Annotated in this window: 19 protein-coding genes and 2 tRNA genes; 13 read left to right on the forward strand and 8 right to left on the reverse strand. The window is 71.9% G+C overall.

Annotated features, from left to right (window positions below; translation table 11 throughout):
* The first annotated feature begins 83 nt into the window (after window positions 1-83).
* Both VQ03_RS09420 and VQ03_RS09425 read left to right on the forward strand, forming a co-directional pair.
* A complete protein-coding gene (locus VQ03_RS09420) occupies window positions 84-1,199 on the forward strand; it encodes a D-alanine--D-alanine ligase family protein (protein ID WP_048450621.1) in 1,116 nt (371 codons plus the stop codon).
* Window positions 1,200-1,662: 463 nt separating this feature from the next.
* Entirely contained in the window at window positions 1,663-3,735 is a 2,073-nt protein-coding gene (locus tag VQ03_RS09425) for a YgiQ family radical SAM protein (RefSeq protein ID WP_048450622.1), read from the forward strand.
* 176 nt (window positions 3,736-3,911) lie between these two features.
* Here VQ03_RS09425 and mdoH read toward each other — a convergent pair whose 3' ends face one another.
* On the reverse strand, window positions 3,912-5,717 hold the full coding sequence (gene mdoH, locus VQ03_RS09430) for a glucans biosynthesis glucosyltransferase MdoH (RefSeq protein ID WP_048450623.1): 1,806 nt from the start codon (window positions 5,715-5,717) through the stop codon (window positions 3,912-3,914).
* 72 nt (window positions 5,718-5,789) lie between these two features.
* On the opposite strand from mdoH, the gene VQ03_RS09435 reads away from it, so the two are divergent.
* From VQ03_RS09435 to VQ03_RS09450, 4 genes are all read left to right on the forward strand, one after another.
* Window positions 5,790-6,692, forward strand: a complete 903-nt coding sequence (locus VQ03_RS09435) for a zinc-dependent alcohol dehydrogenase (RefSeq protein ID WP_245292020.1) — start codon at window positions 5,790-5,792, stop codon at window positions 6,690-6,692.
* A gap of 191 nt (window positions 6,693-6,883) precedes the next feature.
* A complete protein-coding gene (locus VQ03_RS09440) occupies window positions 6,884-7,285 on the forward strand; it encodes a 6-pyruvoyl trahydropterin synthase family protein (RefSeq protein ID WP_048450624.1) in 402 nt (133 codons plus the stop codon).
* Entirely contained in the window at window positions 7,285-8,352 is a 1,068-nt protein-coding gene (locus tag VQ03_RS09445; RefSeq protein WP_048450625.1) for a glycosyltransferase family 4 protein, read from the forward strand. The genes VQ03_RS09440 and VQ03_RS09445 overlap by 1 nt, the downstream gene beginning before the upstream one ends.
* A 7-nt stretch (window positions 8,353-8,359) precedes the next feature.
* Window positions 8,360-9,199, forward strand: coding sequence for a methyltransferase domain-containing protein (locus VQ03_RS09450; RefSeq protein ID WP_048450626.1), 840 nt, complete (start codon window positions 8,360-8,362; stop codon window positions 9,197-9,199).
* A 46-nt stretch (window positions 9,200-9,245) separates the two neighbouring features.
* Here VQ03_RS09450 and VQ03_RS09455 read toward each other — a convergent pair whose 3' ends face one another.
* Window positions 9,246-9,791: a cytochrome b gene (locus VQ03_RS09455; protein ID WP_048450627.1), complete on the reverse strand. Its 546-nt coding sequence runs from the start codon at window positions 9,789-9,791 to the stop codon at window positions 9,246-9,248.
* A 205-nt stretch (window positions 9,792-9,996) separates the two neighbouring features.
* Between VQ03_RS09455 and ribA the strand changes: the two genes are divergently transcribed.
* Window positions 9,997-11,109 (forward strand): GTP cyclohydrolase II RibA, encoded by a 1,113-nt coding sequence (gene ribA, locus VQ03_RS09460; protein ID WP_048450639.1) that lies wholly within the window; start codon window positions 9,997-9,999, stop codon window positions 11,107-11,109.
* Between the two features lie 143 nt (window positions 11,110-11,252).
* Window positions 11,253-11,750 (forward strand): bacterioferritin, encoded by a 498-nt coding sequence (bfr, locus tag VQ03_RS09465; protein WP_048450628.1) that lies wholly within the window; start codon window positions 11,253-11,255, stop codon window positions 11,748-11,750.
* 199 nt (window positions 11,751-11,949) lie between these two features.
* Here the strand turns inward: bfr and VQ03_RS09470 are convergent, their stop codons facing one another.
* Window positions 11,950-12,195 carry a (2Fe-2S)-binding protein gene (locus VQ03_RS09470; protein ID WP_048450629.1) on the reverse strand — a complete coding sequence of 82 codons (246 nt, stop codon included), beginning with the start codon at window positions 12,193-12,195 and terminating at the stop codon, window positions 11,950-11,952.
* Between the two features lie 286 nt (window positions 12,196-12,481).
* On the opposite strand from VQ03_RS09470, the gene VQ03_RS09475 reads away from it, so the two are divergent.
* Both VQ03_RS09475 and VQ03_RS09480 read left to right on the forward strand, forming a co-directional pair.
* The gene (locus VQ03_RS09475; RefSeq protein WP_053078477.1) at window positions 12,482-14,956 is read left to right on the forward strand and encodes a hybrid sensor histidine kinase/response regulator; all 2,475 of its coding nucleotides are present in this window, start codon (window positions 12,482-12,484) and stop codon (window positions 14,954-14,956) included.
* Between the two features lie 81 nt (window positions 14,957-15,037).
* The gene (locus VQ03_RS09480; RefSeq protein ID WP_048450630.1) at window positions 15,038-16,828 is read left to right on the forward strand and encodes a sensor histidine kinase; all 1,791 of its coding nucleotides are present in this window, start codon (window positions 15,038-15,040) and stop codon (window positions 16,826-16,828) included.
* A gap of 174 nt (window positions 16,829-17,002) precedes the next feature.
* Here VQ03_RS09480 and VQ03_RS09485 read toward each other — a convergent pair whose 3' ends face one another.
* The 3 genes from VQ03_RS09485 to VQ03_RS32930 all read right to left on the reverse strand — a co-directional run bounded on the left by VQ03_RS09485 (window position 17,003) and on the right by VQ03_RS32930 (window position 18,464).
* On the reverse strand, window positions 17,003-17,410 hold the full coding sequence (locus tag VQ03_RS09485) for a hypothetical protein (protein WP_048450631.1): 408 nt from the start codon (window positions 17,408-17,410) through the stop codon (window positions 17,003-17,005).
* A 133-nt stretch (window positions 17,411-17,543) separates the two neighbouring features.
* Window positions 17,544-17,777 (reverse strand): hypothetical protein, encoded by a 234-nt coding sequence (locus VQ03_RS09490; protein ID WP_048450632.1) that lies wholly within the window; start codon window positions 17,775-17,777, stop codon window positions 17,544-17,546.
* A 528-nt stretch (window positions 17,778-18,305) separates the two neighbouring features.
* On the reverse strand, window positions 18,306-18,464 hold the full coding sequence (locus VQ03_RS32930) for a hypothetical protein (protein ID WP_157064044.1): 159 nt from the start codon (window positions 18,462-18,464) through the stop codon (window positions 18,306-18,308).
* Window positions 18,465-18,810: 346 nt separating this feature from the next.
* Between VQ03_RS32930 and VQ03_RS31735 the strand changes: the two genes are divergently transcribed.
* On the forward strand, window positions 18,811-19,008 hold the full coding sequence (locus VQ03_RS31735; protein ID WP_083467884.1) for a DUF2283 domain-containing protein: 198 nt from the start codon (window positions 18,811-18,813) through the stop codon (window positions 19,006-19,008).
* A 142-nt stretch (window positions 19,009-19,150) separates the two neighbouring features.
* Here VQ03_RS31735 and VQ03_RS09495 read toward each other — a convergent pair.
* Both VQ03_RS09495 and VQ03_RS09500 read right to left on the reverse strand, forming a co-directional pair.
* Window positions 19,151-19,225: transfer RNA gene (locus VQ03_RS09495), tRNA-Thr, on the reverse strand.
* Window positions 19,226-19,310: 85 nt separating this feature from the next.
* Window positions 19,311-19,385 (reverse strand) — tRNA-Thr (locus VQ03_RS09500).
* A gap of 229 nt (window positions 19,386-19,614) precedes the next feature.
* Here VQ03_RS09500 and VQ03_RS09505 point away from each other — a divergent pair.
* Both VQ03_RS09505 and VQ03_RS09510 read left to right on the forward strand, forming a co-directional pair.
* A complete protein-coding gene (locus tag VQ03_RS09505) occupies window positions 19,615-20,604 on the forward strand; it encodes an ABC transporter ATP-binding protein (RefSeq protein ID WP_048450633.1) in 990 nt (329 codons plus the stop codon).
* Window positions 20,605-20,629: 25 nt separating this feature from the next.
* The gene (locus VQ03_RS09510) at window positions 20,630-21,913 is read left to right on the forward strand and encodes an ABC transporter substrate-binding protein (RefSeq protein WP_048450634.1); all 1,284 of its coding nucleotides are present in this window, start codon (window positions 20,630-20,632) and stop codon (window positions 21,911-21,913) included.
* Window positions 21,914-21,934 lie beyond the last annotated feature (21 nt).

The following is a 21,934-nucleotide window of genomic DNA, read 5'->3' on the forward strand; positions in this document are numbered from 1 at the left end:
CTCGTCCGGCGATAATCAGGGCCGCCCCGCGGGTGCCGCGCGGCATCGGGTTTCATGGATTCCAGGGGATCGAGGGTTCGCGCATGACCGAGAAGACCCGCGTCGCCGTCCTGTACGGCGGCAGATCCGGCGAGCACGAGGTCTCGCTGCGCTCCGCCGCCTCGGTGATCCGCCATCTCGACCGCGACCGCTTCGAGGTGATCCCGGTCAGCATCGACAAGGCCGGGCGCTGGCAGCGCCACGACCTGCGCCGGATCACGCAGACCGGGGACGAGTCCCTGGCGATCCCGCCGGAGAGCCCCGAGGTGCGGCTGGCGCAAGGAGCCGACGGACGCGCCGCCGTGGTGGCCCTCGACGGCGCGCCGGCGCGCGTCGCGATCGACGTGGTCTTCCCGGTCCTGCACGGGCCGCTCTGCGAGGACGGGACCCTGCAGGGCCTGCTGGAGCTGACCGAGACCGCCTATGTCGGCTCGGGCGTGATGGCCTCGGCGGTCGGCATGGACAAGGACGTCACCAAGCGGCTGGCCGGCCTCGCCGGCATCCCGGTCGCGCCCTACCGCGCCTTCACCCGGCGCGCCTACGAGCGCGGCGCGGTCACCCTCGCGGCGATCACCGAGGGCCTGCAGCTCCCGGTCTTCGTCAAGCCCTGCAACATGGGCTCCAGCGTCGGCATCCATAAGGTCAAGGCGTGGGGCGACCTGCCCGACGCCCTCGACGACGCCTTCCGGTACGACGTCAAGGTGCTGGTCGAGCAGGGCATCGACGCCCGCGAGGTCGAGGTGGCGGTGCTCGACGGCGACCCGCCCTTCGTCAGCGTGGCGAGCGAGCTGAACCCGCAAGCCCACCACGACTTCTACTCCTACGCCGCCAAGTACCTCGACCCCGAGGGCGCCAGCGTCGACCTGCCGGCGAACATCACCCCGGACCAGATGGAGCGGGTGCGCGCCCTGGCCCTGCGCGCCTTCGAGGCGCTCGAATGCAGCGGCATGGCCCGCGTCGACTTCTTCCTCGACCGGCAAAGCGGTGAATTCTACCTCAACGAGGTCAACACCCTGCCGGGCTTCACCTCGATCAGCATGTACCCGAAGATGATGGAGGCCTCCGGCGTTCCTTATCCGGAGTTGCTGACGCGCCTGGTCGATCTGGCGCTGGAGCGTCACCGGACGCGGCGGGGGCTGAAGCGGGAATTCGCGGGGTGAGACGAGATCCGGAAGATTGCTTCATCCGGAAGATTGCTTCCGGACCTCGTCTGACCAGCCCGCGCGGCGCCTGAGCGAAGCCGATTTCCGCATCGCAAATGCGATCCGATAGGATCGCGTGAAGCGATCGTCGGAAATCGTGTGAGATCCGACGGACGGGACGTGCCGGGGTCCGGGCCTGACCGGCTCGCCCCCCTGCAAGGGACCGCGTCGCACTCCCCTGACGACCTCCGCCTGCCGCAAGAGAACGTCCGATTCGGAGCAGGAGATCGGACGGGCCGAGCGACCGGGACCGGCGCATACGGGAATGTCCGCGTCCCGGCTCGTGTCCGGGTTCCGCTTTCGGCCCGGGCCGGCCGCGAGGCTTAGCCGTTTCGACAAGACGGAGACTGCCGCCACCTCGCCATCCGTTGATCTCGCGGTTCGTTGATCTCGCGGTCGTCGCGGACTATGCATCGGCGCCATGGAACTCCAAGCTCTCGCCGACCGATCCGTGGCTCCCCAGGCCTGCAAGCCTCTGGCCTGCAAGCCGCCGCTTGCCCGAAAGGCGGCGCCGTTCCTGCCCATGAGCCGCGCCGAGATGGCGGCGCTCGGGTGGGAGTCCTGCGACATCGTGCTGGTGACGGGCGACGCCTACGTGGACCATCCGAGCTTCGGCATGGCCATCATCGGCCGGCTGCTCGAGGCACAGGGGTTCCGGGTCGGCATCATCGCGCAGCCCGACTGGCAGTCGGCGGAGCCGTTCAAGGCGCTCGGCAAGCCGAGGCTGTTCTTCGGCGTCACCGGCGGCAACCTCGATTCGATGGTGAACCGCTACACGGCGGACCGCCGCCTGCGCCACGACGACGCCTACACGGCGGGCGGCGAAGGCGGAAAGCGCCCGGACCGCTGCACCATCGTCTACACGCAGCGCTGCCGCGAGGCCTACAAGGACGTGCCGATCGTGCTCGGCGGCATCGAGGCGTCGTTGCGCCGCATCGCCCACTACGATTACTGGTCCGACAAGGTGCGCCGGTCGATCCTGGCGGACGCCAAGGCGGACCTGCTCATCTACGGCAATGCCGAGCGCGCCGTGGTCGAGGTGGCGAACCGGATGGCCGCCGGCGAGGCGCCGCACGACCTCGATTCGATCCGGGGCGTCGCCCTGTTCCGCCGGGTGCCCGAGCATTACACCGAGCTGCCCGCCGACGACCTCGATTCCGCCGACGAGGCCGCCACCCGCCGGCCCGGCGACACCGTGATCCGGCTCCCCGCCTACGAGCAGGTCAAGGACGACAAGGAGGCCTATGCCCGCGCCTCGCGCGTCCTGCACCGGGAGGCCAATCCGGGCAATGCGCGCCCGCTGGTGCAGCGCCACGGCGACCGCGACCTGTGGGTGAATCCGCCGCCGATCCCGCTCTCCAGCGAGGAGATGGACGCGGTCTACGACCTTCCTTACGCCCGCGCCCCCCATCCGTCCTACGGCGACGCCAAGATCCCCGCCTGGGACATGATCAAGTTCTCGGTGACGATCATGCGCGGCTGCTTCGGCGGCTGCACCTTCTGCTCGATCACCGAGCACGAGGGCCGGGTGATCCAGAACCGCTCGGAAGGCTCGATCCTGCGCGAGATCGAGCGGATCCGCGACAAGACCCCGGGCTTCACCGGCGTGATCTCGGATATCGGCGGGCCGACCGCCAACATGTACCGGATGGCCTGCAAGGATCCGAAGATCGAGGCGGCGTGCCGGCTGCCGTCCTGCGTCTTCCCGGACATCTGCCCGAACCTCAACACCTCGCACGACGACCTGATCCGGCTCTACCGCAAGGTCCGCGAGGTGAAGGGCGTCAAGAAGGTGATGGTCGCCTCCGGCGTGCGCTACGACCTGGCGGTGAAGAGCCCCGAATACGTCAAGGAACTCGTCACCCACCATGTCGGCGGCTACCTGAAGATCGCGCCCGAGCATACCGAGCGCGGGCCGCTCGACAAGATGATGAAGCCGGGTATCGGCGCCTACGACCGCTTCAAGGAGATGTTCGAGGCGGCGGCCAAGGAGGCCGGCAAGAAGTACTACCTGATCCCGTACTTCATCGCGGCGCATCCGGGCACGACCGACGAGGACATGATGCACCTCGCGCTGTGGCTCAAGAAGAACCGCTACCGGGCCGACCAGGTCCAGACCTTCCTGCCCTCGCCGATGGCGACCGCCACGGCGATGTACCACACCGAGATCAACCCGCTGCGGGGCGTGCGGCGCGGCGGCAGCGAATCGGTCGAGGCGATCAAGGGAATGCGGCAGCGGCGGCTGCACAAGGCGTTCCTGCGCTACCACGACCCCGAGAACTGGCCCCTGCTGCGCGAGGCGTTGCGGGCGATGGGCCGCGCCGACCTCATCGGGCCGCGGCCGGACCAGCTCGTGCCGTTCTCGCAGCCGCCGGGAACCGGCCTGGGCGCGAAGCCGGGTGCCGCCAAGGGGCGGGGCCCGCAGCGGCCCGTGCGTCCCGCGGGCGGCGGGCAGCGCTTCACCACGAAGGGCGTGCCGCCGCTGAGGAAGTGACGGTCCCGCACGTCCGGCGAACGGATGATCCGGTGCCGCAGCACCTCCGGACGAGCCCGTCCGGAGGTGCTGCGGCAAGCCCGGATGGGCGTCGAACCACGCCCCCTCGGCGCTCCTCCGCAGGGTCGGTCCGGCAGGCCGGCCGCGGGGCGGCGCGGCGATGCTCGGCCATCGCCTCACCGCCCTGACGTCACCCCGACGCCGGCCTTCCCCTCCTCCAGCCGCGCGATCTCCCACGGCGGTGCGATCTCCTCCCGCGTCGCGCAGAGCCCGGCCCGGACCATGGCGCGCCCCACCTCCGGCGCCGCCGTGAGGACGCAGAACGGCACCGCCAGCAGGCTGCCGAGGGTGAGCGGCAGGCTCCAGGCGAGGAGCGCCGGCGAGACGAGGGCGAGCGCCCCGCAGACGAGGAGCCCGAACAGCGTGACGCCGCAGAGGGCTCTGGCGGCCTCGCCCCAGCGCACGCCCCGCGCGTCCCGGTCCTGCGCCGTCCACAGCCCGGCGCGGCCGGTCAGGAGCCCGATCAGCACCGCCGTGAGCCGCACCGACGAGGCGCCGAGCAGCAGGAACGAGGCCGCGATCTCCGCCGCCATGCCGGCGAGGAAGCGCACGGCCCCGCCATGGGCGGCCCGGGCTCGCCCGTCCGCCAGCACGGCGGCGTAGCCGGCGAGCTTCGGGGCGAGGGAGAGCAGGAGCCAGACGAGGTAGAGCCCGGCGGCACCAGCCGCCGGGCCGCCTTGCGTCGCGGCGCGCCAGGGGAGGAGCAGGAGGGCCAGCGTCAGGGCGGGCGGGTTGAGGAACATCATCACCGCCCAGGCGAGCTGGAACCGGCTCATCGGCAGGAGCCCGGGCATCGCCGGCAGGCGCAGGTACTGCATGTTGCCGCGGCACCAGCGGGCGTCGCGGGTGAGGTGGTCGAGGAGCGTCGGCGGGTTGTCCTCGAAGCTGCCCTCCTCGATCGGCAGCACCCGGACCTCGTAGCCGGCCCGGCGCATCAGCACCGCCTCGACCTGGTCGTGCGACAGCACCGCCCCGCCGCCCCGCAATTCGGGCAGCCGGCCATGCGCGGCGAAGGGGGCGATGCGCACAACCGCGTTGTGGCCCCAGAACGGGCCGCACTCGGCCCCCCACCAGGCGGCGCCGAGGGTGTAGGGCAGCATGCCGTGGCGCATGCCGAACTGGAACAGCCGGGCGAAGGCGCTCGAGGCCGGCGCGCCGACCGCCAGGCTCTGCAGGATGCCGAGGCGCGGATGCGCCTGCATGATCCGCACGAGGCGCAGGATCGCTTCGCCCGTCATCAGGCTGTCGGCGTCGAGGGGCAGCATCAGGTCGGCGTCGCTGCCGGCGCAGAAATCCTGCAGGTTGCCGGCCTTGTAGCCGGCATTGTCGCGGCGCCGGCGGTACCGGATCCGGGCGGCCTCCGCGTCGGGCAGCCCGGCGCGCCAGGCCGCCACCCACTCCTCCTCGGCCCGGATCACGCGGGGATCGTCGCTGTCGCTCAGCACGTGGTAGCGGAAGGCGGCCCCGTGGCCGGTGCGCGCCAGGCTCTCGCGCACCAGGGCGAGGCGGGCGAGGGCCCGGGCCGGATCCTCGTTGCGCAGGGTCATCACCACGGCGGTGGTCAGGTGGAGCGGCGCCTCCCCCTCCCCTGCCGCGGCCTGCGGTGCGGCCGCCATCAGGCCGACGCGGCCGGCCCGCAGGAGCAGGAAGCCGATCGCGGCGTTCCAGAAACCCAGCACCGTCCAGGGCAGGGTGGCGAGGCCGCAGGCGAGGAGCGCGAGGTCGAGCCCGTCGATCCCGTCCTGCGCCAGGACGACCCAGAGGGACGCCGCGAAGGCCAGGATGGTCGCGAGGGCGAGCCCGAGCACCAGGAGGCGACGGCGACGCAGGGTGGCGCAGGCTTGCAGGCCCGTCGGCGTCGTGAGAGGAGCGCGGGCGGGCCCCTCCGCGAGGGTGACCACCGAGGAGTCGGTTTGCGGCATCGTCAGGCATCCGGGAGCGGCACGGCGGACGCCGTGCGGGCGCTCTGGTATAGCGCAGCCGGCCAAGCGGAGCTGCGGCAAGAGCGCCTGCCGGCCCCCGGCCCGGACGAGGTGCGGGCGCGCACCCTGTGGACGGGCCTGAGCCGTGGCACCGAGCGGCTGGTCTTCGAAGGGCGCGTGCCCGAGGCGGTCGCCGAGCGGATGCGGGCGCCGGCGCAGGCCGGCGACTTCTCCTTTCCGGTCAAGTACGGCTACTGCGCCGTCGCCGAGACGGAGGCGGGCGAGCGGGTCTTCGCGCTCCAGCCGCATCAGGAGGCGTTCAACGCCCCCCGGGCGGCGCTCTGCCCGCTGCCGGAGGGCCTGCCGCCGCGTCGCGCCGTGCTCGCCGCCAACATGGAGACGGCGCTCAACGCCCTGTGGGATTCGGGCGCCGGGCCGGGGGACCGGATCGCGGTGGTCGGCGGCGGCGTGGTCGGGCTCCTCGTCGCCCATCTCTGCGCCGGCCTGCCGGGAGCGGAGGTCTGCCTGATCGACCGCGACCCCGCCCGGGCCGGGACGGCGCGGGCCCTGGGCCTCGCCTTCGCCCTGCCGGAGGCGGCGCCCCGCGAGGCCGACATCGTCTTCCACGCCAGCGCCAGCGCGGCCGGGCTGGCGCTCGCCCTGTCGCTCGCCGGCGAGGAAGCGGCAATCGTGGAGCTGAGCTGGTACGGCACCGATCCCGTCGCGGCACCGCTGGGCCTCGCCTTCCACGCCCGGCGCCTGCGACTCGTCGCCAGCCAGGTCGGGGCGGTGGCGGCCTCGCGCCGCCCGCGCTGGAGCCACCGGCGGCGCCTCGCCAAGGCCCTCGACCTGCTCCGCGACGACCGCCTCGACGCCCTCCTCACCGAGGAGGTCGCCTTCGAGGCCCTGCCCACCGCCCTGGCCCGCCTGCTGGCCCCCGGTGCGCCGGGCCTGTGCACCGTGATCCGGTACTAAGCGGAGTTGCCTGCCAACCCTGCTTAGTTCCTGCTTCTGCATCATTTTCACCGCCGAACCGGTGACCGCTTCGGCGAATGATGCTGAGAACGGCGCCCGATCGGGCGCCGGCCTCGATCTTTGGTTCTGCCGTATTTCCTTCGACGAACCGGTGCCCATTTCGTCGGACGATGCCCGTGAGGAAACCACCCATGTACGCCGTCGAGGTCCGCGACCACGTGATGATCGCCCACAGCTTCCGGGGGGAGCTGTTCGGGCCCGCGCAAGGCCTGCACGGGGCGACCTTCGTGGTCGACGTGGCGTTCTTCCGCGAGAGCCTGACCCCGGACGGGGTGGTGGTCGATATCGGGCGGGCGAGCGAGGCGCTGAAGGCGATCCTGGCACCGCTCAACTACCGCAACCTCGACGACCTGCCGGACTTCTCCGGGCAGAACACCACCACCGAGTTTCTGTGCGGGCACATCCACGCCGCGATGGCGGCCGCCACGCGGGCCGGCGATCTCGGCCCCGGCGGCGAGGGCGTGAGCCGGCTGCGCGTGACCCTGCACGAATCGCATCTGGCGCGGGCCTGGTTCGAGGCGCCGCCCGCCTGATGCGCCTCGTCCTCGCCGTCCCGGGCGACCTCGCGGCGCCGACCGGGGGCTACGCCTATGCCCGCCAGCTCCTGCACCACCTGCCGGCGAGAGGGGTCGCGGCGACGCATCTGGCGCTGCCCGGCGGGTTTCCGGACCCCGAGCCCGACGACCTCGCCCGCACGCAAGCGGCGCTGGCGGGGGTGCCGACCGATGCGGGCCTCCTCGTCGACGGCCTCGCCTACGGGGCGCTGCCGCCCGCCCTGATCCGCGCCGCCGGGCGCCCGATGGCGGTCCTGGTGCACCACCCCCTCGGCTACGAGACCGGCCTCGCGCCGGAGCGGGCGGCGGCCCTGGTCGCGGGCGAGCGGGCGGCCCTGGCGCTGGCCCACCGCGTCGTCGCGACGAGCCGCTACACCGCCCGGATGCTCGCGGCCGAGTTCGGCGTGCCGCCGGAGCGGATCACCGTCGCGGAGCCGGGCACGCCGCCCGCCGGCCGGGTGTCGCCGCGGCCGGGTCCGCAGGCCCGCCTCCTCGCGGTCGGCGCGGTGACGCCGCGCAAGGGCTACGACGTGCTGGTGCGGGCGCTGGCGACGCTGGCCGACCTCGACTGGTCGCTCACCATCGCGGGCAGCCTCGACCGGGCGCCGGACTGCGCCGCCGCCCTGCGCGCCGCCATCGCCGCGGCGGATCTCCAGGACCGCGTCGCCCTCGCGGGCGCGGTGACGGCGGAGGCCCTGGACCGGCTCCATGCCGGGGCCGACCTCGCGGTCTCGGCTTCCCTGTTCGAGGGCTACGGCATGGCGCTCGCCGAAGCCCTGGCGCGGGGCCTGCCCCTCGTCGCCACCCTGGGGGGCGCCGCCGCCGAGACGGTGCCGGCGGGGGCCGGGCTCGCGGTGCCGCCGGGCGACGCGCCGGCCCTTGCCGCCGCCTTGCGCGACCTGATCGCCGATCCGGCCCGCCGCGCCGCGGCTGCCGCCGCGTCCTGGGCGGCGGGGCAGCGCCTGCCGGACTGGCCCGACACCGCCGCGGCGGTCGCCGCCGCCCTGACGATTCCCGTGACGATTCCCGTGACGATGCCATCGTGAGGACAGCATGAGCGGCTTCAGCCCCGACTGGCTCGCCCTGCGCGAGCCCGCCGACCACGCCGCCCGGGACGCGGACCTCGTCGCCGCCCTCGCACGCGCGCTGCCGTCGCCGCTGCGGGTGGTCGATCTCGGCTGCGGCACCGGCTCGAACCTGCGCGCGCTGGCGCCCCATCTCGGCCTCCGGCAGGACTGGGTGCTCGTCGACCACGATCCCACGCTCCTCGCCGCCGCGCGCTCGCGCCTCGCGGCCTGGGCCGAGCGAGCCGAGGAGGCCGGGGACGACCTGATCCTGCATCGGGGCGGCGCGCGGATCGCCGTACGGTGTCGCGCCCTCGACCTCGCGGCCGATCCGGCGGCGGCCCTGGCAGGGGGCCCCGACCTCGTCACGGCGGCGGCCCTGTTCGATCTCGCTTCGGAGGCCTGGATCGCCGCCGTCGCGCGGGCGGTCGCCGGCATCGGCGCCGTGTTCTACACCGCCCTCACCTATGACGGGCAGGAACGCTGGACCCCGCCCCACCCCTCGGATGCCGCGATCCATGCCGCCTTCCTGGCCCACCAGGCCGGCGACAAGGGGTTCGGGCCGGCCGCCGGCCCGGGCGCGACCGACGCCCTGGCGAAGGCGTTCCGGGGCCACGGCTACGCGGTCGAGACCGCCGCCAGCCCCTGGCGCCTCGGGCCGGACGAGGCGGCGCTGCTGCACCCGCTCGCCGAGGGCGCGGCGCGGGCGGCCGCGGAGACCGGGCGGGTCGCGGCGGCGGAGGCGGCGTCCTGGCAGGCGGCGCGGCGGAGGCCGGGCACCGGGGCGGTGATCGGGCACCGGGATCTGCTGGCGGTCCCGCCCGGATAGGCCCCCGGCACGGCCGCTTCGCGCAAGCCCGGACGGGACCGGTCGCTCACCCCGCGGCCCGCCCGGGCCACATCCGCCGCAAGGTCCCGTCCCGCCGCACGAGGTGATGGTGCAGGGCCGCCGCCACGTGCAGCCCCACCAGGGCGACCAGCGTGAAGGCCGCGACCTGGTGCACCCGGAGGATCGCCTCGCCCACCGGCATGCCGCCGGAGATCGGCAGGGTGAGGGGAACCGTGAAATACAGCATCACCGGCGCGCAGCAGGCCGAGGTGCCGGCCCAGCCGAGGATCGGCACCAGCACGATCAGGAGGTAGAGCGCGAGATGCGAGGCATGGGCCGCCCGGCGCTGCCAGGCCGGCAGGCCGGCCACCAGCGGCGGAGCCCCGCGGGCGGCCCGCACCAGGAGGCGCGCCAGCGCCAGCGCCAGCACGGTGAGGCCGAACGACTTGTGCCACTCGTAGAGCGCGTTCTTCAGGGATCCGTCCGGCAGGTTGGCCATGGTGAGCGCGATCGGCACCAGGGCGAAGATCAGGGCGGCGATGACCCAGTGCAGCACCTTCTGGGACGGCGCGTAGTGGCGCGGCGGCGTCATGCGGCCTCACTCCCGGGATGTATGGATAATCTGGACAATCGCGAAAGGTTGATGGAGGGATTCGCGGCGAAGCGGGGCAGGAAGCCCCACATGTCCTCCGGCGTCGAACCGTGGCCCTGCTCTTTCACCGGTTCTTCCTCACGGTTCCCGGCCCGTCGCGACCGCGCCGGGGCCATCTCTCTCAAGGTCGATGATGTCGGTCACGATGCAGAGTCACAGTCTAGACCCGGCCGCGGGCCGCGAACAGATCCAGCAGCAGATCGAGGTCGAGCGGGCGCTGGCGGAGGTCCGCGCCGGCCGGCCGGTCGCGTTGCGCGGCGCGGACCCGGTACTGGCGCTGTCGGTCGAGGCCCTCGACGGGGACGCGGCGGCCGCCCTGACGGCACTCGCGGGAACCGGCGCGCGCCTCGTCCTGCCGGCGCCGCGCCTGCGCCGCCTGGGCCTCGTCGACCGGCAAGAGGCCGGTGCGGTCGCCCTGCCGGTGATCGACCCCGCGCGGGTCGAGGTCCTGGCCCTGCGCCTCGACGGGCGGATCGACGCGCCCGTGGCGCCGGTCTCGTCCGGCGACGAGGCGGCCCTCGCGCTGATGGCGCTCGCGCAGGTGCTGCCGGCCGTCCTGGTGGTGCCGGGCGAGGCTATGCCTCCCGGCACCCTCGCGGTCGGGGCGGAGGCGGTCGCGGCCTATCCGGGCCGGCAGGCGGCGGCGTTGCGGCCGGTCAGCCGGGCGCCGGTGCCGCTCGCGAGCGCGCCGGACAGCGAGTTCGTGGTCTTCCGCGGCGGCGAGGGCCTGCGCGACCAGGTGGCGGTGGTGGTCGGCCGGCCGGACCTGTCCGAGCCGGTGGCGGTGCGGCTGCATTCGGCCTGCCTGACCGGCGACCTGTTCGGCTCGCTCAAATGCGATTGCGGCGACCAGCTCCGCGGCACCGCCGGCTGGATGGCGCAGCATGGCGGCGGCATCGTGCTCTATCTCGACCAGGAGGGCCGCGGGAATGGACTCGCCAACAAGATCCGCGCCTATGACCTGCAGGCGCGCGGGCTCGACACCTACGAGGCCGACGAGGCCCTCGGCTTCGGCCTCGACCAGCGCCGGTTCGACTTCGCGGCCGCGATGCTGAAGGCGCTCGGCGTCACCCGGGTCCGGCTGCTCAGCAACAACCCCGAGAAGGCCGCGAGCCTGGAGGCCGCCGGACTCACCGTGGTCGAGACCCAGCGGGCGTTCGGCCGGATCACGCCGGAGAACATCCGCTACCTGACGGCCAAGCGCGACCGGGCCGGCCACGCCCTCGACCTCGACGCCTTCGCCTGCCTCGACGTGTGACCTTCGCAGGCGGCGGCCGTTAAGTTAGGTCTTGAGTTAGATCCTGCCTCCTGTGGCCCTGCGGCACGTTCGCTGCTAGCTAGGGCCCCGGTTGGGCCGGCACCCGCCCGGCCCCATGGACGATCGACACGGGAGATCGAGCGATGAAGGGTGACGCCAAGGTCATCGAGTACCTCAACCGCGGCCTGCGCAGCGAGCTGACCGCAGTGAGCCAGTACTGGCTCCATTTCCGGATGCTGAACGACTGGGGTTACGTCGATCTCGCCAAGTTCTGGCGCAAGGAATCGATCGAGGAGATGAACCACGCCGATCGCTTCGTCGATCGGATCCTGTTCCTCGAGGGCTTCCCGAACCTGCAGGAGCTGGACCCGCTGCGGATCGGGCAGAACGTCCAGGAGATCATCGAGTGCGACCTCGCCGCCGAGGTCGAGGCGCGCAGCCTCTACCTCGAGGCCGCGAAGTACTGCGACTCGATCAACGACCGCGTGTCGAAGCAGCTCTTCGAGGCCCTGGCCGCCGACGAGGAAGGCCATATCGACTTCCTGGAGACCCAGCTCGAGCTGATCCGCCAGGTCGGCCTGCCGCTCTACGCCCAGCGCCACATCGGCGGCCTGGAGAAGATCGAGCCCGAGGCCCTCTGATCCCGGGGGTCATGTGATCCCGGAGGTCATGTGATCCCCGGATCACGCGACCCGAGATCCTGCCAGCCACCCCGAGAGCACGCTCCGACGAAGCCGACATCGATTCGTCGCAGACGATGCTTCACGAGCGAGGACCTGGCGCAGCGCCCGATCGCAACGCGATCGGGCGCTGTCCGTGCTTCGACCGGGCAGGGCCGCCTCACGCGGCCTCCTCCTTCAATTCCTTCAGCGTGCAGGCCGAGCCGCAGGTGGTGGTGCAGGCCGCGTGCGCGTCGGCGAGCGCCCGGTTGAGGATGCCCCGGATCGTGCGGGCGCAGCGCCCGCATTTCGGGCTGCAGCCGAGGCAGGCATAGACCTGGGCGGGCGTGCGCGGGCAGGCCGGGCCGGGATTGAGGCAGGCGCGCACTTGGCCGTCGGAGAGCACGTTGCAGGAACAGACGATCATGCTGTGACTGAGGCACCCGGTTCGCGGAGCGCCGCCGGATCGCTCCCGCTGATCGCTCTCAGATTAGAACTTTTGAAAACTACAACATAATCAACAGGTTACCGATTCGGCGCGGTGTCCGCAACCCGGACGGGTGCGGTCATCACGCCGCAGGCGGTCGCCCGCGTCGCAGCCCGGGCACATTCCGGAAACCCTGCGCCGTCTTGGCGGTTGCCTGCGGAGTATCGCTCCGTCTATCCGCTGCGGTTCCTCAGGGTCCGGCGGAGACGGGCCGCAACGATCAGCCATGAGCAGCCACGACGCGAGCGGACAGATGGAACCGGCCGGCGACCCGGGACCGGACCTCACAGACATCGCCAGCCTCGCCCGCGCGGTCTGCGGCAGCGCCTTCGCGCTGGTCCATCGGCCGGGCGCGCCGTTGTCCGGGCTCGTCCCGCCCGGGCTCTCCCCGCGGGATGTGGCGGCGCTCGGTCATCTCGCCGGCGCCGCCGCCCTCGTCGTCCCGGACCTGACGCGGGACCGGCGCACCGCCGATCTGTCTGCCGTGACCGGTCCGCCCGCCCTGCGGTTCTACGCCGGCATCGCGCTGCCGGGCCTGGACGGACGGCCCTTCGGCACCCTGTGCGTGCTCGATCCGGAGGCGCGGCCGGAGGGGCTGACGGTGCGCGAGGCCGAAGGGCTCGCCGCCCTCGCCCGGCAGGCGGCGCGGGACCTTCGCCTCGCCCGCGCGCTCGCCGAGGCCCGGGCCGACCGGGACGACCTGCGCAGCATCACCGAGGCCGCCCCCGCCCTGATCGCCGCCCTCGATCGCGACGAGGTCTGCCGCTTCGCCAACGGCAATTTCGCGCGCTGGTTCGGCTTCGCGCCGCACGAGGTCGTCGGGCGCCCCTTGCGGGCGATCGTCGGCGAGGCGTTCTACGCCGCGCGGCAGCCGCTGCTCGCCCGGGCCTTCGCGGGCGAGACCGTCTCGTTCGAATCACCCCATCCCGATGCCGACGGGCGCCATGCCCTGGTGCGCTACGTGCCCCATCGCGGGCCGGACGGTGCGGTCGCCGACCTGCACTTCCTCGGCGTCGACGTCACCGCCGACAAGGAGGCGCGGGCGGCGCTCGCCGACAGCGCCCTGAAGTTCCGGGCCATCGCCGAATCGCTGCCCCAGATGGTGTGGTCGACCCTGCCGGACGGCTATCACGACTACTACAACACCCGCTGGTACGAGTTCACCGGCATGCCGGAAGGCTCGACCGACGGCGAGGGCTGGAACGCGATCTTCCACCCCGACGAGCAGCCGGAGGCCTGGCGGCGCTGGCGCCACTCGCTCGCCACCGGCGAGCTCTACGAGATCGAGTACCGCCTGCGCCGGCACGACGGGGTCTATCGCTGGGTGCTGGGCCGGGCGATGCCGATCCGCGATCCCGCCACCGGGGCGATCGAGCGCTGGTTCGGCACCTGCACCGACATCGACGACCAGGTCCGGGCCCGCGAGACCCTGGCGCAACGCCGCGAGGCGCTGGAGGCGGAGGTGGCCGACCGCACCGCGGCCCTCGCCGAGGCCAATGCGCGCCTGACCGCCGAGATCGAGGAGCGTGCCCGGATCGAGGAAGCCCTGCGCCAGTCGCAGAAGATGGAGGCGGTGGGCCAGCTGACGGGGGGCATCGCCCACGACTTCAACAACCTGCTCACCGGCATCGTCGGCTCCCTCGACCTGATGCAGGCTCGCATCAACGAGGGCCGTACGCAGAACCTCACCCGCTATGCGGGCCTCGCCATGGCCTCGGCCCAGCGCGCGGCAGCGCTCACCCACCGGCTCCTCGCCTTCGCCCGGCGCCAGCCGCTCGAAGCGCGGGCGGTCGACGTCAACCGGCTGGTGAGCTCGATGGACGAGCTCCTGCGCCGGACCTTGGGCGAGCGGGTGCAGCTGGAGGTGGTGGTGGCGGGCGGCCTGTGGCTGACGCTCTGCGACCCCAACCAGCTCGAGAACGCGATCCTCAACCTCGCCATCAACGCCCGCGACGCGATGCCGGAGGGCGGGCGTCTCACCATCGAGACCGCCAACGCCCATCTCGACGATTCCTACGTGTCGAGCGAGATCGGCGTGCGGGCGGGCCAGTATGTCTGCATCTGCGTCAGCGACACCGGGTCCGGCATGCCGCCGGAGGTGATCGCCCGCGCCTTCGACCCGTTCTTCACGACGAAGCCCATGGGCGAGGGGACGGGCTTGGGGCTGTCGATGATCTACGGCTTCGCCAAGCAGTCGGACGGGCACGTGCGGATCTATTCCGAGGTCGGCGCCGGCACGACGGTCAAGCTCTACCTGCCGCGCCACCGCGGACGGATCGCCGACGAGCCCGCGCCGCAGACGGGCCTGCCGGTGCCGCGGGCCGAGCACGGCGAGACGGTGCTGGTGGTGGAGGACGACGCCACCGTCCGGGCGTTGATCGGCGAGACCCTGACCGAGCTCGGCTACCGGGTGATCGAGGCGCCCGACGGGCCGACCGGCCTGCGCCTCCTCGAAGCGCCCGGGCGGATCGACCTCGTCGTCACCGATGTCGGCCTGCCTGGCCTCAACGGCCGCCGGATGATCGACGAGGCCCTGGCGGCGCGGCCGGGGCTGCGGGTGCTGTTCATCACCGGCTATGCCGAGAACGCCGCCTTCGGCAACGGCCACCTCTCGCCAGGCATGCGGATGATCACCAAGCCCTTCGCCATCGATGCCTTCGCCGCCAAGGTCCGGGCGATGATCGAGCCGGGACTGGATTGACGGTGCCGCGAAGAGTCCGGACGCGCGGCTTTCTCGCGGCGATGGCTTTCGGGTAGGATCGGCCTGCAGCCGGACGGAGCCATGCCGTCCGCCGCCCTCGCCGCCAGGACCCGGATCGCCCCCTTGCCCCAGCCGCCGCTCCGCGTCTTCCTGGCCCTCGGTCTCGGGACCGCGGGCCTGGTGGCGACCCTGGTGCTCGCCCTGGTGGCGTCCCGGGTGGCCAGCGACCGGCTCGAGGCGCGCATCGAGGCCGAGCTCGGCGACCTCGCCAGGACCATGGCCGGCCGGCTCGACCGCGGCCTGTTCGAGCGCTGGCGCGACATGGTGATCCTGGCCGAGAACGACACGATCCGGGATCCGGCCGTTCCGGTCGAGCGCAAGCGCCGCGTGCTGCGACGGGCGCAGGAAACCTATCCCGACTACGCCATCATCGGGCTGATCGATGCGAACGGCCGGGTCGCGGCGACGAGCACCAGCGCCCTGGAGGGGATCGACGTCGCGCATCGGGACTACTTCACCAGGGGCCGTGACGGCCCCTTCGTGGGCGACGTGCACGACGCCCTGCTGCTCGCCACCCTGAAGCCGAACCGCGATCCGGCCGACCTGCCGCGGGTGCTCGACATCGCCGCCCCGGTCCGGGACGATGACGGCCACCTCGTCGGGGTGGTCTCCGGCCATCTCGACTGGGCCTGGTCCCGGGCGGCCGAGGCGTCGCTGCGCGAATCCGCGGCCGGCCAGCGCGACCTGACCCCCCTGGTGGTCGCCCGGGACGGCACGGTGCTGCTCGGCCCCGAGCATTTGCGCCGCACAGGCCTGCCGGCGGACCTGCCGGCGGACCTGCCGAGCATCGCCGCCGCCCGGGCGGGCCGCTCGGGCACCGCGGCGGAGATCTGGCCGGACGGGCGGCGCTACCTCACCGGCTACCGGCCGAGCCGGGGCTACCGCGACTTCCCGGGCCTCGGCTGGACCGTGCTGGTGCGCCAGGATGCCGGCACCGCCTTCGCGGCGGTGTCGGACCTCCGCCGGCAGATCCTGCTCTGGGGCCTCGTCGTCGCCACGGTGGCGGCCGGCATCGGCTGGTTCGCCGCCGGCCTGCTCGCCCGGCCCCTGCGCCGCCTCGCGATCGCCGCCTCCGCCCTCGGCCGGGGCGAGCCGGCAGCCATACCGGCCTCCGCCGTGCGGGAGGCGCAGGCCATCAGCCACGCCCTGACCTCCGCCGCCGACGCCTTGCGGCGGCAGGAGGCGGAGCGCCGGGCGGCGGATGCCCGCCAGGAGCTGCTGATCCACGAGCTGAACCATCGGGTGAAGAACACGCTCGCCACCGTCCAGTCGATGGCCCGCCAGACCGCCCGCAGCGCCGCCTCCCTCGCCGACTTCACCGGGAGCTTCGAGGCCCGGCTGCTGGCGATGTCCCAGACCCACAACGTGCTGACCGCCAACCACTGGGAGGGGGCGGGCCTGCGCGGCATCCTGTCGGCGGAGCTGGAGCCCTATGCCGCCGGGCGGGCCGACCGCATCCGCCTCGACGGGCCGCCGGTGTCCCTCACTCCCGCGGTGGCCCTGCCCCTCGGGATGGCGATCCACGAACTCGCCACCAACGCGGCGAAGTACGGTGCGCTCTCGGTCGAGACGGGGCAGGTGGCGGTGGAGTGGAGGGTGGCGTGGCAGGCCGGGTCCGAGACCCTCTCCCTGCGCTGGCGCGAGAGCGGCGGTCCCGCGGTCGTGCCGCCGGCCCGGACCGGCTTCGGCACGCGGCTGATCCGCACCAGCCTGGAACGGGAACTCGCCGGAGAGGTCCGGCTCGACTACGCGGCGGGGGGCCTCGCCTGCCTGATCGCGGTGCCGCTCGCGGCCCGGACCCAGGCCGCATGATGCGGTTTCCGGAAAATTCCTTCCGGAAACCGTGTCACCGGCCCGCGCGGCGCCTGAGCGATGCCGATTTCCGCATCGCAAATGCGATCCGACAGGAGCGCCTGAAGCGATCGATCGGAAGCCGCATGACACCGAGCCGCATGACGGCCGCATGACGGGCCGCGCGAGGAGAGGTCATCGCCCGTAGGGGTAGCAGCGGCCGCGCTCGAGCGGGAGGCCGAGATGCGCAGCCAGCACCCGGATCGCCTCGGCATGTTCGACGTATGGATCGCGATTGCCGATACCGACGATGATCGGGCAGCCCGCTCCCCACGGCACCATGGCGGTGGCGAGCCCGTTGCCCTCCGCATCCCGCAGGGTGAAGAAGCGCGGCATGGTCCGGCGCAGGTGAGCCTTGAGGCCGATCTGCTGCTCGATGAAAGGCCCGGAGGGCGGCACGTAGGAGGCCTCGGCGCGCGCTTGCGCCTGGCGGAAGTGCTTCTCGACGGCGTGGCCCATCAGGGCCGATTCCTGGATCGCTTCCGCCTCGGTCTCGATCTGGAACCAGGTCTTCCCGCCCGTGACGTCGCAGACATAGTCCATCGCTCACCTCGGCGGCCTGTCCGGGCCGTGGCCCTTCCTTCTTCCGAGTGTAGGCTCGAACAGGCCGGTTTTGAAGCGCCGGTGCGGCCCTAAGCCCTTGCGGCACCGAAGCCCTTGCGGCAGCGGGCGGCCCTCAGGCGTCCCGCAACGCCTCCCGGCCCTGCGCGGTGATGCGCCACTCGGCCGAGGCGCTGCCGGGCGACGGGCCGGGCTCCTCACCGAGGAACAGCAGGTGGCCGTCATTCTCCAGGGCGCAGAGCCGGCTGTGGTCGCCGGGCCAGGCCCGGTCCGGCTCGCGCCGGACGGTGATGCGGCCCTCGTCTGTGAGAGCGGCGCGGCTCAGGAGGCGGCGGCGGTGATCGATCATCGCGTCGGATCCTTCGGCTGGTGCAGCCACGCGCGAAGAGCCCGAGGCGGGAGCGACGGGCGACGTGGCCGCGAGACGCGGGAGCCGCGTCCGGATGGATAAGGGCCTCGCCCGCGTCCGGGGATCACGATGCGCGGCGCGGTCGATGCCGGCGCCGCCGGCCGGCGGCGCGGGAGACGTGTGGCGCCACCCGTGTTCGGGCAGCGAGGCGGCCCGGCAAACCGTGCGGCGTGCAGGCTGACACGGCCAAGCTTAGCAGCTGAGCCCGAGGATGCAACCCGGATGGTTTCGAGACCGTACCCGACCAGTGAAGTCGCGGGTCTCACGAACGAGGCGGAAGCATGCGGCGTGCAATGCGGCCGGCGGACGCCGCCGCAGCAAGACGATGCAGGACGGGAATACTGCCGCGCCGCGGCGGCGTGCTCCCTCGCTGCGGATCTCGGGCCGCCCACATCTGAGAATCGACGATGGAGCGATGTTGGGCCCCGGCGTCGTCCTTCAGGTGTGCGACCACGACTTCCGGAAGGATCAGCCCCTGCCGGTGAGGAGCCGGCCGGCCTGCTCCCAGCCGCCGAGAAGGTCGGCTCCCGTGCAGGCGAGGCCGACCGCCAAGAGGGTGATCCAGAGCGCGATATGGCCGACCGCCTCGAGCGGACGCCAGCCGTGGTGGCGAAGCTGTGAGTACATCGCTGGCTCACTGAACCGCGATGGTTAACAATTTATGAGCGAGACCGGGGATGTCGACGGATCGGTCGTGCCTCGGTTCGTTCGGCGTGGCCTGGGCTGCCCCGCGGGTCGGCCAGATGGTCCGCGCTCGGCCATCCCCCTCAAGCGCAGCATGGATGCCGGGACCGTTCATCGATGCAAGGCGAATGGATATCACTGCCCCGGACCCGAAACATGCAGAGCGCATCCGCGCCTATCGCTCGGTACCGGAGCGCGACGGACGTGTACTGCGAGCCGTATACGTGCCGACCGATGGAGGTGCACACATCGTCACCGCCTTCCTCGACCGTGACCGGAGACGGTTCCCGTGAAATCACGGCATGATGCAGAGACAGACGCGCTGTACGTGCGTTTTGCCGACGCCCCCGTGGTGGGGAGCGAAGAGGTTCGCCCGGGCCTGATCCTTGACTTTGATGCCGACGGACGGATCGTCGCCGTCGAGATCCTCGGCGCGTCGGAGCATCTCTCCTCGGATGCGGATCTCCGGCATATGACGGTAGCTTGAACGCGGGCGGAGGTAGGATACCGCCACGACCCGCGATGTCATCCGCGCAGGGCCTGCCGACCGGGCTGAATGGCTGGCAGCGATCGCTGGCCGGCCCAGATCAGGAAGCAAGATTTTCAGAAGATCGCTCTGAAGAGAAGAATGGTGCCGCTGGGGAGGATTGAACTCCCGACCTCATCATTACCAATGATGCGCTCTACCACTGAGCTACAACGGCGCGCCGGTGCCGCGCTGCCCTCCCGATCGGGATCGAACAGCCTTCAGACACACCGAGCGAAATTCAAGACTTTCACTGTGGTGGATGGTGCCGCTGGGGAGGATTGAACTCCCGACCTCATCATTACCAATGATGCGCTCTACCACTGAGCTACAACGGCCCGTCGGCGCCGCTCGTCCCGCCCGCGGCCTCGTGGCCGGGCGGTTCGTGGTGCGCCGAAGACGAGCGGGGGGATAGCGGATCGCCCGGCGCATTGCAACAGGCTCGCGGCCAGGAATCGCGGCCAGGAATCGCGGGCGTTGCCGGACCGCGCCGCGCGGCCCGGCCCGGTAGCCCTGGCCCGCGCCTTGCTTTGCCCTCCCGCAACGAGAGCCGCGAGGGGAGAGCGCGTGGACATCGAACTCGTCAGCCTGACCAAGCGCTACGGCGACACCGTCGCGGTCGATGGGATCAACCTGAAGATCCGCTCGGGCTCGTATTGCTGCCTGCTCGGGCCGTCCGGTTGCGGCAAGACCACGACGCTGCGGATGATCGCCGGCCACGAGACGGTCTCCTCGGGCGACGTGGTGATCGGCCCGAAGGCGGTCGGCGACCTGCCGCCGGCGCAGCGCGGCACCGCCATGATGTTCCAGAGCTACGCGCTGTTCCCCCACCTCACCTGCCGCGACAACGTCGCCTTCGGGCTCAAGATGCGGGGGGTGGCGAAGGCCGAGCGCCAGAAGCGCGCCGAGGCGATGCTGGCGCTGGTCCAGATGGACAAGCTCGCCGGCCGCCTGCCGGCGCAGCTCTCGGGCGGCCAGCAGCAGCGCGTCGCGCTCGCCCGCGCCCTCGTCACCGGGCCGAAGGTGCTGCTCCTCGACGAGCCGCTCTCGGCCCTCGATCCGTTCCTGCGGGTGCGGATGCGCACCGAGCTGAAGCGGCTGCAATCTGAGCTCGGCATCACCTTCGTGCACGTCACCCACAGCCAGGAGGAAGCGATGGCCCTCTCCGACTTGGTGGTGGTGATGAATGGCGGCCGCATCGAGCAGGCGGCGGACCCCCGCACGGTGTTCGAGCGCCCGGCCACCGCCTTCGTCGCCCGCTTCATCGGCGGCCACAACGTCATCGCGCTGCCCGACCGGCGCATCGCAGTACGCGCCGACCGGATGCGGCTCGGGCCTGAGGCCGGCCCGGAGGCCGGAAGCGCCCGCGTGGTCGCGGTCGAGTACCAGGGCAGCACCGTCCATGTGAGCCTGGAGGCGCCGGACCTCGCGGCCGAAGGCGGTGCGCCGCTGACCGCGATCCTGAGCGACCACGCCTTTGCGGCAAGCCCACTCGCCCTCGGAGACACTGTGCGGGTGGGCTGGCCGGCCGGCGAGGCCCACCGCCTCGACGCCTGACGATGTCGAAAAGGGAGACTTTGCGATGACCGACACGAAGACACCCCGCCTGTCGCGCCGCACGCTGCTGCAAGGGGCCGGCGCCGCGGCCGGCCTCGCCGCCGGCTCCGGCGTGATCACCGGCTTCCCGGCGATCATCGCCGCCGAGCCGGTGACGCTTCGCTATCTCGGCACCGCCGTGAACCAGAGCGGCGACATCGCCCGCAAGGTGAAGGAGGATCTCGGCATCACGATCGAGTACATCCCGGTCGTGACCGACGAAGTCTCGAAGCGCGTCGTCACCCAGCCGAACTCGTTCGACATCGTCGATTCCGAGTATTTCAGCCTCAAGAAGCTGATGCCGTCGGGCAACCTCGTCGGCATGGATGCGCGGCGGATCAAGAATGCCGACAAGATCACCCCGGTCTTCACCAAGGGTGAGGTCGGGGGGAAGAAGATCGGCGACCAGGGCACGGCGCCCAAGAAGGTGTTCTACCTCGAAGGCCAGAACTCGACCAAGTTCGCCGCCTCGCCGACCGAGTGGATCACCCTGATCCCGACCACCTACAACGCCGACACCCTCGGCATCCGGCCCGACCTGATCAAGCGCCCGATCACCTCGTGGAAGGAACTGCTGAACCCCGAGTTCAAGGGCAAGGCCTCGATCCTCAACATCCCGTCGATCGGCATCATGGACGCCGCGATGGTGGTGGAGGCGACCGGCGACTACACCTATCCCGACAAGGGCAACATGACGAAGGCGGAGATCGACCGCACCATGAAGGTGCTGATCGAGGCCAAGCGCGCCGGCCAGTTCCGCGCCTTCTGGCAGGATTTCAACGAATCCGTGAACCTGATGGCGTCGGGCGAGACGGTGATCCAGTCGATGTGGTCGCCCGCCGTCACTAAGGTGCGCTCGCAGGGCGTCGCCTGCACCTACCAGCCGCTGAAGGAAGGCTACCGCGCCTGGGCCACCGGCTTCGGCCTGCCCAAGACCCTGACCGGAAAGAAGCTCGACGCTGCCTACGATTTCATCAATTGGTTCCTGTCGGGCTGGGCCGGTGCCTATTTGAATCGCCAGGGCTACTATTCGGCGGTGCTGGAAACGGCAAAGGCTCACATGGAGCCCTACGAATGGGCATTCTGGATGGAGGGCAAGCCGGCCGAGAAGGACATCAAGGCCCCGGACGGCACCATCATGGAGAAGGCCGGCGCGGTGCGTGACGGCGGCTCGTTCGAGAGCCGCATGGGCGCCGTCGCCTGCTGGAACTCGGTGATGGACGAGAACACCTACATGGTGCGCAAGTGGAACGAGTTCATCGCCGCATGAGCAATGCGGCGGCTCCCACCC

The organism is Methylobacterium tarhaniae (assembly GCF_001043955.1).
Taxonomy (GTDB): Bacteria; Pseudomonadota; Alphaproteobacteria; order Rhizobiales; family Beijerinckiaceae; genus Methylobacterium; species Methylobacterium tarhaniae.